11 protein-coding genes are annotated in these 10,624 nt (G+C 71.0%); 3 read left to right on the forward strand and 8 right to left on the reverse strand.

Going from position 1 to position 10,624, the window contains the following annotated elements:
- Window positions 1–242 precede the first annotated feature (242 nt).
- The gene (locus tag ACFVV1_RS14135) at window positions 243–1,457 is read right to left on the reverse strand and encodes an acyl-CoA dehydrogenase family protein (RefSeq protein WP_389989289.1); all 1,215 of its coding nucleotides are present in this window, start codon (window positions 1,455–1,457) and stop codon (window positions 243–245) included.
- An 8-nt stretch (window positions 1,458–1,465) separates the two neighbouring features.
- On the reverse strand, window positions 1,466–2,488 hold the full coding sequence (locus ACFVV1_RS14140) for a phosphotransferase family protein (protein ID WP_389989291.1): 1,023 nt from the start codon (window positions 2,486–2,488) through the stop codon (window positions 1,466–1,468).
- 153 nt (window positions 2,489–2,641) lie between these two features.
- Here ACFVV1_RS14140 and ACFVV1_RS14145 point away from each other — a divergent pair, with 153 nt between their 5' ends.
- Entirely contained in the window at window positions 2,642–3,931 is a 1,290-nt protein-coding gene (locus ACFVV1_RS14145) for an enolase C-terminal domain-like protein (protein ID WP_389989293.1), read from the forward strand.
- A gap of 68 nt (window positions 3,932–3,999) precedes the next feature.
- A complete protein-coding gene (locus tag ACFVV1_RS14150) occupies window positions 4,000–4,944 on the forward strand; it encodes an NADP-dependent oxidoreductase (RefSeq protein WP_389989295.1) in 945 nt (314 codons plus the stop codon).
- Window positions 4,945–4,963: 19 nt separating this feature from the next.
- Here ACFVV1_RS14150 and ACFVV1_RS14155 read toward each other — a convergent pair whose 3' ends face one another.
- The 6 genes from ACFVV1_RS14155 to ACFVV1_RS14180 form a co-directional block, all read right to left on the reverse strand.
- Entirely contained in the window at window positions 4,964–5,275 is a 312-nt protein-coding gene (locus ACFVV1_RS14155; protein ID WP_389989297.1) for a DUF202 domain-containing protein, read from the reverse strand.
- Window positions 5,272–5,667 carry a YidH family protein gene (locus ACFVV1_RS14160; protein ID WP_389989299.1) on the reverse strand — a complete coding sequence of 132 codons (396 nt, stop codon included), beginning with the start codon at window positions 5,665–5,667 and terminating at the stop codon, window positions 5,272–5,274. The genes ACFVV1_RS14155 and ACFVV1_RS14160 overlap by 4 nt, the downstream gene beginning before the upstream one ends.
- A gap of 34 nt (window positions 5,668–5,701) precedes the next feature.
- Complete coding sequence (locus tag ACFVV1_RS14165) at window positions 5,702–6,223, reverse strand: NUDIX hydrolase (RefSeq protein ID WP_389989301.1); 522 nt, start codon at window positions 6,221–6,223, stop codon at window positions 5,702–5,704.
- A 32-nt stretch (window positions 6,224–6,255) separates the two neighbouring features.
- Window positions 6,256–7,029, reverse strand: coding sequence for an SDR family oxidoreductase (locus tag ACFVV1_RS14170; RefSeq protein ID WP_389989303.1), 774 nt, complete (start codon window positions 7,027–7,029; stop codon window positions 6,256–6,258).
- A 50-nt stretch (window positions 7,030–7,079) separates the two neighbouring features.
- On the reverse strand, window positions 7,080–7,709 hold the full coding sequence (locus ACFVV1_RS14175) for a TetR/AcrR family transcriptional regulator (RefSeq protein ID WP_389989305.1): 630 nt from the start codon (window positions 7,707–7,709) through the stop codon (window positions 7,080–7,082).
- A gap of 139 nt (window positions 7,710–7,848) precedes the next feature.
- The gene (locus ACFVV1_RS14180; RefSeq protein WP_389989307.1) at window positions 7,849–8,742 is read right to left on the reverse strand and encodes a DMT family transporter; all 894 of its coding nucleotides are present in this window, start codon (window positions 8,740–8,742) and stop codon (window positions 7,849–7,851) included.
- A gap of 216 nt (window positions 8,743–8,958) precedes the next feature.
- Between ACFVV1_RS14180 and ACFVV1_RS14185 the strand changes: the two genes are divergently transcribed.
- Window positions 8,959–10,614: an FAD-binding dehydrogenase gene (locus tag ACFVV1_RS14185; RefSeq protein WP_389989309.1), complete on the forward strand. Its 1,656-nt coding sequence runs from the start codon at window positions 8,959–8,961 to the stop codon at window positions 10,612–10,614.
- Window positions 10,615–10,624: the final 10 nt, after the last annotated feature.

The raw sequence follows: 10,624 nt of genomic DNA on the forward strand, positions 1-10,624 counted from the left end.
CGAGCCCGTCCGGTGATTGAGGACTAGCGGTCATGAAGGTGTCCGGCGCCGGAATTCGAGCCCGTCCGGTGATTGAGGACTAGCGGTCATGAAGGTGTCCGGCGCCGGAATTCGAGCCCGTCCGGTGATTGAGGACTAGCGGTCACGAAGGAGTCCGGCGCCGAGATTCAAGCCCGTCCGGCGATTGAGGACAACGCGGCAACCGGGCGAGCCCCCGCACCCACCCCCGCCCAGGCCGCCGCCTACACGTACTGCCTGATCTCCCGCCGCGCCAACGACCGCTGATGCACTTCGTCCGGCCCGTCCGCCAGCCGCAACGTCCGTGCCGCCGCCCACAGTTCGGCCAGCGGGAAGTCCTGGCTGACGCCACCCGCGCCGTGCAACTGCACCGCCTGGTCCAGGATGTCGACCACGGCGCGCGGGGTGGCGATCTTGATTGCCTGGATCTCCGTGTGCGCGCCCCGGTTGCCCACCGTGTCCATCAGCCACGCCGTCTTCAGCACCAGCAGCCGCAGCTGCTCCACCGTGACCCGCGCGTCCGCGATCCAGTTCTGTACGACGCCCTGCTGGGCGAGCGGCTTGCCGAAGGCCGTACGGGACACCGCCCGCCTGCACATCAGCTCGATGGCCCGCTCGGCCATGCCGATCAGCCGCATGCAGTGGTGGATGCGGCCCGGTCCCAACCGGGCCTGGGCGATGGCGAATCCGCCGCCCTCCTCGCCGATCAGGTTCGCGGCCGGCACCCGTACGTCCGTGAAGACGACCTCGGCGTGACCGCCGTGGTAGTGGTCCTCGTAGCCGTACACCTGCATGGCGCGCCGCACTTCGAGACCGGGGGTGTCGCGCGGGACCAGGATCATCGACTGCTGGCGGCGGATGTCGGCGCCCTCGGGGTCGGTCTTGCCCATCACGATGAAGATCCGGCAGTCCGGGTTCATCGCCCCGGAGATGTACCACTTGCGGCCGTTGATGACGTAGTCCTCGCCGTCCCGCACGATGCGGGTCTCGATGTTCGTCGCGTCCGACGAGGCCACTTCCGGCTCCGTCATCGCGAACGCCGAGCGGATCTCCCCGGCGAGCAGCGGCTCCAGCCACTGCTTCTTCTGCTCGTCCGTGGCGAACTGGAAGAGCACCTCCATGTTTCCGGTGTCCGGGGCCGCGCAGTTGAGTGCGGTCGGCGCCAACTGCGGGGAACGGCCGGTGATTTCGGCGAGCGGCGCGTACTGGAGATTGGTCAGCCCGGCACCGTACCCGGCGTCGGGGAGGAAGAGGTTCCACAGCCCCTGCCGTCGCGCCTCGGCCTTGAGGTCCTCGACGATCTGCGGGGTGTCCCACGGGGAGGCGAGCAGTGCGCGCTGTTCGTCCGCGGTCTTCTCGGCCGGATGGACGTGCTCGTCCATGAAGGTGAGCAGCTTGGTGCGCAGCTCCTCGGTACGGGCGTCGAATGCGAAGTCCATGGGGGTGATCAGCCTTCCTGGAGGGTGGTGAGGCCGTGCTCGATGAAGACGGGGACGAGATCGCCGATGCGGTCGAAGCCGGCGCCGACGGTCCGGCCCAGCGTGTAGCGGTAGTGGATGCCCTCCAGGATCACGGCGAGCTTGAACCAGGCGAACGCCGTGTACCAGGAGATGGCGGAGGTGTCGCGGCCGGAGCGTGCGGCATAGCGCTCGATCAGTTCGGCGGGGGCCGGGTGGCCGGCCGCGCTGCTGGTGGTGGAGACCGGGGAGTCCGCCAGGCCGAGGTCCGAGCTGTACATCACGAGCAGGCCGAGGTCGGTCAGCGGGTCGCCGAGTGTCGACATCTCCCAGTCGAGGACGGCCCTGATCCGGTCGTCGGAGCCGATCAGGACGTTGTCCAGGCGGTAGTCGCCGTGTACGACGGTGGGCGAGGGGGAGGCGGGCAGCTCACGGCCGAGCGCGGCGTGCAGTTCGTCGATGCCGGGCAGCTCGCGGTTGCGGGAGGCGTCCAGCTGCTTGCCCCAGCGGCGCAGCTGCCGGTCGAGGAAGCCCTCGGGGCGCCCGAAGTCGCCCAGCCCGACGGACTCGGGGTCCACGGCGTGCAGTTCGACGAGCGCGTCGACGAGACCGAGGACGGCCGCCCGGGTGCGCTCGGTGCCCAGCGGGGCGAGCTGTTCGGCCGTGCGGTACGGGGTGCCCTCGACGTACTCCATGACGTAGAAGGGCGACCCGATCACCGAGTCGTCCTCGCAGAGCAGCACGGGTTCGGGTACCGGAACGGCCGTCGGGTGCAGGGCGCTGATCACCCGGTGCTCGCGCTTCATGTCGTGCGCGGTGGCCAGCACATGACCCAGCGGGGGCCTGCGGACGACCCAGCGCCCCGTGCCGTCCGTGACGATGTACGTCAGGTTGGACCGGCCGCCCTCGATGAGCCGGGCTTCGAGCGGTCCGTTCACCAGACCCGGTCGCTCGCGGTCGAGATGGCCGCGCAGCCGGTCGAGGTCGAGACCTGGCGGGTGGACTGGGCTCATCGTGCGCACCTCCGGGGTGAGAGACGGTCGGTGTTCATGATGCCGACCAGTCGGTATGTCGTCCAGTGGACTCCCGGAATCCGACGCGGGCACTCCGCGCCGACTTGGTCGGGGAGTCTGGCGCTCAGTCGTATCCCTGAATATGGTTCACGTATGAAACCAGAGTTGCTGATCGAGAAAGTCCGGCTGACGCCGATCCTGATAGCCGACCCGCCCCTGCTCAACACCCAGGGCGTCCACCAGCCGTACACCCCGCGGCTCATCGTGGAAGTCGTCACCGGCGGAGGAGTGACCGGTATCGGCGAGACGTACGGGGACGGCAAGTACCTGGAACTCGCCCGGCCGCTCGCCACCGCCCTCCTCGGACGCCCGGTCAGCGATCTGAACGGCCTGTTCGCCCTGGCCGACGAGGTGTGCGGTGATTCACGCGCGGCCGACGAGCGGGTCGACGCGGGCGGGCTGCGCGGCGTCCAGAGCGCCGACAAGCTCCGGCTCTCCGTCGTCTCCGGCTTCGAGGTCGCCTGCCTGGACGCGCTCGGCAAGTCCCTGGGCCTGCCCGTGCACACCCTGCTCGGCGGAAAGGTCCGCGACAGCGTCGAGTACAGCGCGTACCTCTTCTACCGCTGGGCCGCCCACCCCGAGGGCGGCGAACAGGACGACTGGGGTGCCGCCGTGGACCCGGCCGGGGTCGTCGCCCAGGCCCGGCGCTTCGCCCGCGAGCACGGCTTCTCCTCCTTCAAGCTCAAGGGCGGCGTCTTCGAACCCGACCAGGAGATCGCCGCGATCCGCGCCCTGGCCGAGGAGTTCCCCGGGCAGCCGCTGCGCCTCGACCCCAACGGCGCCTGGTCGGTGGAGACCTCGCTGTACGTCGCCGAGCAGCTCGAGGGCGTACTCGAATACCTGGAGGATCCGGCGAGCGGCACGGACCTGATGGCCGAGGTGGCCGCCGCCACCGGCGTACCGCTCGCCACCAACATGTGCGTGACGACCCTTGCCGAGGTCCCGGAGGCCTTCGCCCGCGGCGCCGTCCAGGTGGTCCTCTCCGACCACCATTACTGGGGCGGACTGCACCGCACCCGCGAACTGGCCGGGATCTGCCGCACCTTCGGCGTCGGGCTCTCCATGCACTCCAACACCCACCTCGGCATCAGCCTCGCCGCGATGACCCACGTCGCGGCCACCGTCCCCAACCTCGATTACGCCTGCGACAGCCACTACCCCTGGCAGACCGAGGACGTCATCACCACCCGCCATGTCTTCCGGGGCGGCCGGCTCACCGTCTCCGACGCACCCGGGCTCGGCGTCGAGCTCGACCGCGAACGCCTGGCCGCACTGCACCGGCGCTGGCTCGACGACGACGGCACCATGCGCGAGCGCGACGACGCGGCCGCGATGCGCAAGGCCGAACCGGGCTGGCGGACACCCTCGGTCCCGCGCTGGTGACGGCCCCCTTCCCCGAGGCCGCCACGGCCTGAGTTGCGCACGCCCCGGCCCGTACCGAAGGTCGGTACATGAAGGCGATCAGCTACAGCAGGTACGGCGGGGCGGACGTCCTGGAGTACGGGGAACGGCCCGACCCCAAGGTCGGCCCCGACACCGTCCTGGTGAAGGTGCGGGCCGCGGCAGTCAACCCGGTCGACTGGAAGGCCCGTGAGGGCTACCTCGACGCCGCTCTGGAGGCCGTGTTCCCGGTGATCCCCGGCTGGGACGTGTCGGGAGTCGTCGTGCAGCCCGGTGTCGCCGTCGACGAGTTCACGGTCGGCGACGAGGTCATCGGCTATGTGCGGGAGGACTTCCTCTGCCGCGGTACGTTCGCCGAATACGTCGCCGCACCCGTGCGCACCCTCGCCCGCAAGCCGCTGAGCCTGAGCTTCGAGGAGGCTGCCGGCCTGCCGCTGGCCGGCCTCACCGCGTACCAGGTGCTCCACCGCACCCTGCGGATCCAGGACGGCGAGACGGTCCTCGTCCACGCGGCGGCCGGCGGCGTGGGCTCGCTCGCCGTCCAGCTCGCCCGCCACGCGGGCGCCCGCGTCATCGGCACCGCGAGCGAACGCAACCACGACTACGTCCGGCAGCTCGGCGGGGAACCGGTGGCCTACGGCGACGGCCTCGCCGACCGGCTCCGGGCGCTGGCCCCGGACGGCATCGACGCCGCGTTCGACACCGTCGGCGGCCAGGCGCTCCGCGTCTCCGCCGACGTGCTGAAGCCCGGGGGCCGACTGGCCTCCATCGCGGACGGCGAGGTGTTCTCGTACGGCGGCCGCTACGCCTACGTACGCCCGGACGCCAAGGACCTCGCCCGCCTGGCCGAACTGGCCGAACAGGGCATCGTCACGGTCCATCTGGACCAGGTCTTCCCGCTGGAACGGGCGGCGGACGCCTACCGGCTGAACGAGCAGGGACGGACCCGCGGAAAGATCGTCGTCACCGTCCCCTGGGACACTCCGGAGGTCTGAGGGGCCTGGCGCCCCGACGTCAGAACAGCATGGCCGTGGCGAACACCGCGAGCGCGACCGTGCACGCCGCCGCCGTCAGCGCGCTGCGCGCCGAGAGCGGCTGCGGACGCGCGGTCGCCATCCCGAGCACCCGCCGGTGCGCCACGAGCAGGAAACCCAGCCAGGCCAGCGCGCTCAGCGCCACGGCGACGACCGCGGCCGGGCTCGCCCCGCCGTGCAGCGCCTGCTTGACCGCCAGCAGGGCCACCACCGTGCAGGACAGCGTCGTGCGCCGCCACGCCAGCCTGGTCCGCTCGGGCTGCAGCCCGGGGTCGCGCCCGTCCGCCGTCACCGGCCCTCCCAGCCGAAGAGGACCACCACCACCATCGCCACGGCGACGACGGCGACGGCAATGCCGAGCAGCGTCGGGAACCGGGAGACCGGCAGATCCTCCCCGCGCCGCATCGCCCGCTCGCACCGCACCCAGTGGTTGATCGCCCGCAGCGCACACAGCACACCGGCCGCGAGCAGCGCGAGCGCCAGTCCCGCGCGGATGCCCCACACCAGCTCGGGGAGGAACTGGTCGACCGCGAAACCACCGCCGATCAACGCGAGAGCCGTCCGGATCCAGGCGAGGAAGGTGCGCTCGTTGGCGAGCGAGAACCGGTAGTCGGGGGTGTCGCCCTCTTCGCGGATTCGCTGCGGCGCGAACCACAGCCGCAGGCTCTGTACGAATTCGATCACGCGTGAACCTTACGACCGGCAATCGAGCCCCGGCTCAGGAGACCGCCCCGCCCGCCCGGAAGGCGCGCAGCCGGTGGTACGCCTCCAGGCCGTCCGGCACCCACTCCCAGTCGCCGAGCCGCTGCTCCAGCTCCGCATCGGTGAGGAAGGTGTGCCAGGCGACCTCCTCCGCCTGCGGGTGCACCGGCAGTTCGCACCGCACCTGGTAGACGTGGGTCCACCAGGAGTGCTCCGCGCTCTCGTAGAGGAACGTGAAGAGCGGCTCGGGACGGGGAAGCCCCGTGACCCCCAGCTCCTCCTCGGCCTCCCGCAGCGCCGCCTCGTCGTACGACTCGCCGGCCCCGACCACCCCGCCGACGAACATGTCGTAATGAGACGGGAAGACCAGCTTCGTGGGGGTCCTGCGGTGCACGAAGAGCCGGCCCCCGGCATCCCGGGCCGCGACGAAGACGCAGCGATGGCGCAGGCCCCGCGCGGTCGCCTCACCGCGCGGGGCCTGCCCCACGACCACGTCGTTCTCGTCGACGATGTCCAGGATCTCGTCAGAAGGAGTCATGCCCTCATCCAACACCGGACCACTGACAGTGATCACTGCCCCATGACGTACTTGACGGTCGGGCCCGTGGTCCAGCCGCCGTCCACGGCCAGTTCGGCGCCGGTGACGTACGAGGCGGCGTCCGACAGCAGGAAGACGACCGCCTCGGCGATCTCCGGGGCCTCGCCGACCCGGCCCATGGGGGTGTTGGGGTAGTTCCCGTCGCCCTGCTGAATGCCGACGGACGCGGTCATCGGCGTGTAGACCATGCCGGGGTGTACGGAGTTCACCCGTATCTTCGCGGTGCCGAGCTCCACCGCACCGACCTTCGTCAGACCGCGCACGCCCCACTTGGACGCGCCGTAGCCGGAGGTCAGGGCGAGGCCCATCAGTCCGGCGGCCGAGGAGATGTTGACGATCGAACCGCCGCCGTTCTCCTTCATCGCCGGGATCACGGTCCGCATGCCGATGAAGACGCCCGTCAGGTTGATGTCGACGACCTTGCGGAAGTGCTCGACCGTCTCGGTCTCCAGCGGCCGGCCGGTCGATATCCCGGCATTGTTGACCAGGCCGTCGATCCGCCCGAACTCGGCGACGGCGAACTCGGCGACGCGCCGCCAGTCCTCCTCGGAGGTCACGTCGTGGTGCAGGAAGCGGGCCTGCGCCCCCAGTTCCGCGGCGGTGGCGGCGCCCTCCTCGTCGAGCACATCGGTGATCAGCACGTTGGCGCCGCCTTCCACGGCGAGGCGGGCGGCCTCGGCGCCCAGCCCCCGGGCGCCGCCGGTGATGATGACGGTCTTGTCGCCGAGCCTGCTCTTGTCGGTCAAGGCATGTCCTTACGTGTGGTGGTGGTGTGTGTGGTGGTGGTGCGGGTAATTCACGCGCCGTCCGGCACCGGTGCGTGCAGGAACGCGGTGGTGGTCCCGACGAGGTCGGCGAGGAAGAACGCCTCGCCGGTCAGCGGCCGGGTGCCGTCGAGTCCCTGGCGGGCGCGGTCGGCCAGCGCCGCGCCGATCAGGGTGAGCGCCAGGTCCAGGCGCTCCAGACGGACGGCCCCGGGCAGCTCGCCCAGGCAGTCCCCGATGCCGCCGATCAGCCGCCCGTAGGCGGTGCCGTCCAGGGCGGGGTGCGGCCGGCCGGTCCGCAGTCCGGTCTCATGGCTGAGCTGGGCCGAGATCCGCAGACAGCGGCGGCCGCGGTCGTCGGCGAGCAGGCTCGCCTCGGCCGTCACCAGTGCGGTGAGCAGTTCGCGTACGCCGCAGTCCGCACCCAGCCCGTCGAGCAGTGGCGCGATCACCCGTTCGGTACGGGCCTGGCGGCCGGCCATCACGGCGTCGAGCAGCCCGGCCCGCGAACCGAAGTGGTACTGGACCGCGGAGGGGTTGCTCTGCCCGGCCAGCCGGACGATGTCCCGCAGCTGGGCGCCGTCCGTACCCTGCGCGGCGAAGACCTCCTCGGCCGCGCGGATCAGCTTGTCCCTGGTCTCTTGTCCCGACGCTCTCGCCATGCGGCCACTCTAATGCTGGCCATTATTAATAACCAGCGCGGACGGCTCCCTGTGACCAGGAAGACGTACCGGGAAGACGCACCGGGGGTGTGCGGCGGGGAGCGCAGGGAAGACGTGCCCGCAGGGCTCGTGCCGCCGCTCAGCTCGGCATCAGGCTCTTCTCCCGGCGCCCGCCCACGGGCCCCTCCGGCATCGCCGGATGCAGTCCCAGCAGCACGATCCCGGTGACGATCGCCGCGAGACCGGCCGCCTGCCAGGCCAGCGCGCCGGTGTCGGTGCGCAGCTGGTCACCGAGGAAACCGACCCCGCAGGCGATCCCGGCCAGCGGCTGCGCCGCGGTCAGTGGGGGCAGCGAGACCCGCAGCGGGCCCGTCTCGAACGCGCTCTGCACCAGGAGCAGGCCCGTCACCCCCAGCGCCACCACCGCGTACGGCTGCCAGTTCGTCACGAGCGCCGTCCAGCCCTCGTCCGACAGCCGCTGGCCGGTGACCCGGGTGAGGGCGTCCTGGAGTCCGTACAGCAGCCCGGCCGCCACCGCGAGCAGCGCCGGGGCGACCCCGGACTGATGGCGCTTGGCGAAGGTGGTGAGCAGCAGCGCCACGCCCACGACCACGCCGATCACCAGCCAGTGCCGCAGTGGATCGGTCACCGCCTCACCGCCCCGCGGCTGGCCCCCCAGAAGAAACGCGGCGACTCCGCCGGCCAGCATCCAGAGCCCGGCCCAGCCCTGCCGGCCGAGCCGCTGCCCGGTGCGATGACGCGACAGGGTCATCGCGAAGAGCAGATTGGTCGCGAGCAGTGGTTCGACGATGGACAGCTCGCCCTTGCCCAGGGCCAGGGCGCCCAGCACCATGCCGCAGACCATCAGCCCGATCCCGGCCAGCCAGCTCCGTACCCGCATCAGGTCCAGCAGCAGGCGGAAGGAGAGATAGTCGCTCCTCGGCGCGTGGGAAGCGGCGTCCTGCTGAAGGACGAAGCCGAACCCCAGACAGCAGGCGGCACTCACGGCGAGTACGAGAACCAGCACCGACACGCTTCTACCTCAAGTCAGGCCAGAAGTGGGTGATTCGTATCGACGATAGCGCCTGCGTCCCATGGGTGCGGCCGGGGTGCCGCCGACCGGGCGGTTGACGCCGCAGCGGCCGGTGCAGAGGATCTGACGCACGAGTAACCTCCGGCGTCCGTGCCGGACCCTCGCCGTGGCCGTGACCGATCGCGCCGCCTCCGACCCCCGACAAGGATGGAACCCATGGCGTACGACGCTGATGTGATCGTTATCGGGGCAGGGCTCGCGGGGCTGGTGGCCACCGCCGAGCTGGTCGACGCGGGCCGCTCGGTGATCCTGCTCGACCAGGAACCCGAACAGTCCGTCGGTGGCCAGGCGCACTGGTCCTTCGGCGGTCTCTTCCTCGTCGACTCGCCCGAGCAGCGCCGGATGCGGATCAAGGACAGCCATGAGCTGGCCCTCCAGGACTGGCTCGGCACGGCGGGCTTCGACCGCGAGGAGGACCACTGGCCACGGAAGTGGGCCGAGGCGTACGTCGACTTCGCGGCCGGTGAGAAGCGCTCCTGGCTGCACGCCCAGGGGCTGCGGCTCTTCCCCGTCGTCGGCTGGGCGGAGCGCGGCGGCTACGACGCGAACGGCCACGGCAACTCCGTACCCCGCTTCCACATCACCTGGGGCACCGGCCCCGGTGTCGTCGCCCCCTTCGAGCGCCGGGTCCGCGCGGGCGTCGCCAAGGGCCTCGTCCGACTGAAGTTCCGCCACCGGGTCACCGGCCTCGGCCGCACCGCGGGAACCGTCGACACGGTGACTGGCGAGATACTGGAGCCGAGCGCGGCCGCCCGCGGCACCGCGAGCAGCCGGGTGACGGCCGGCACCTTCGAGCTGAGGGCCCAGGCGGTGATCGTCACCTCCGGTGGCATCGGCGGCAACCACGACCTCGTACGCAAGCAGTGGCCCCGGCGGCTCGGCACCCCGCCCGCGAAAATGCTCTCCGGTGTGCCCGCCCATGTCGACGGACTCATGCTCGGCATCACCGAGGAGGCGGGCGCCCACCACATCAACCGCGACCGGATGTGGCACTACACCGAGGGCATCGAGAACTGGAACCCGATCTGGGCCAGGCACGGCATCCGCATCCTGCCGGGACCGTCCTCGCTCTGGCTGGACGCCCGCGGCAAGCGGCTGCCGGTCCCGCTCTTCCCCGGCTTCGACACCCTCGGCACCCTCGAACACATCATGAGGTCCGGATACGACTACACCTGGTTCGTCCTCGACCGGAAGATCATCGGCAAGGAATTCGCGCTCTCCGGCTCCGAGCAGAACCCCGATCTGACCGGAAAGTCGATCCGTGACGTGATCGGCCGGGCCCGCGCGGACGTACCGGCCCCGGTCAAGGCATTCATGGACCACGGGGTGGACTTCGTGGTCGAGAAGGACCTCGGCGCACTGGTCCGCGGGATGAACGCACTCACCGACGAGCCGCTGATCGACGAGGCCGAACTGCGCCGCGAGATCACCGCCCGCGACCGCGAGATCGCCAACCCCTTCACCAAGGACCTCCAGATCACCGCGATCCGCGGCGCCCGCACGTATCTGGGGGACAAGCTGATCCGTACGGCGTCACCGCACCGCATCCTCGATCCCAAGGCCGGTCCGCTGATCGCCGTACGGCTCAACATCCTGACCCGCAAGTCGCTCGGCGGGCTGGAGACGGACCTGTCCTCCCGGGTGCTCACCGAGGACGGCACACCGCTGTCCGGTGTCTACGCGGCGGGGGAGGCGGCCGGTTTCGGCGGCGGCGGGGTGCACGGCTACCGCTCGCTGGAAGGAACCTTCCTCGGCGGCTGCATCTTCTCCGGCCGGGCAGCGGGCCGGGCGGCGGCGAAGGCCGTCGGCTAGCGGGTGTCCG

It is taken from the genome of Streptomyces sp. NPDC058092 (assembly GCF_042884935.1).
Lineage (GTDB): Bacteria > Actinomycetota > Actinomycetes > Streptomycetales > Streptomycetaceae > Streptomyces.

Bases quoted from the DNA above. Each gene is read 5' to 3' on its own strand.
- ACFVV1_RS14140 (WP_389989291.1), bottom strand. From the start codon at position 2,488: ATGAGCCCAGTCCACCCGCCAGGTCTCGACCTCGACCGGCTGCGCGGC.
- ACFVV1_RS14175 (WP_389989305.1), bottom strand. From the start codon at position 7,709: ATGGCGAGAGCGTCGGGACAAGAGACCAGGGACAAGCTGATCCGCGCG.
- ACFVV1_RS14145 (WP_389989293.1), top strand. From the start codon at position 2,642: ATGAAACCAGAGTTGCTGATCGAGAAAGTCCGGCTGACGCCGATCCTG.
- ACFVV1_RS14150 (WP_389989295.1), top strand. From the start codon at position 4,000: ATGAAGGCGATCAGCTACAGCAGGTACGGCGGGGCGGACGTCCTGGAG.
- ACFVV1_RS14165 (WP_389989301.1), bottom strand. From the start codon at position 6,223: ATGACTCCTTCTGACGAGATCCTGGACATCGTCGACGAGAACGACGTG.
- ACFVV1_RS14185 (WP_389989309.1), top strand. From the start codon at position 8,959: ATGGCGTACGACGCTGATGTGATCGTTATCGGGGCAGGGCTCGCGGGG.
- ACFVV1_RS14135 (WP_389989289.1), bottom strand. From the start codon at position 1,457: ATGGACTTCGCATTCGACGCCCGTACCGAGGAGCTGCGCACCAAGCTG.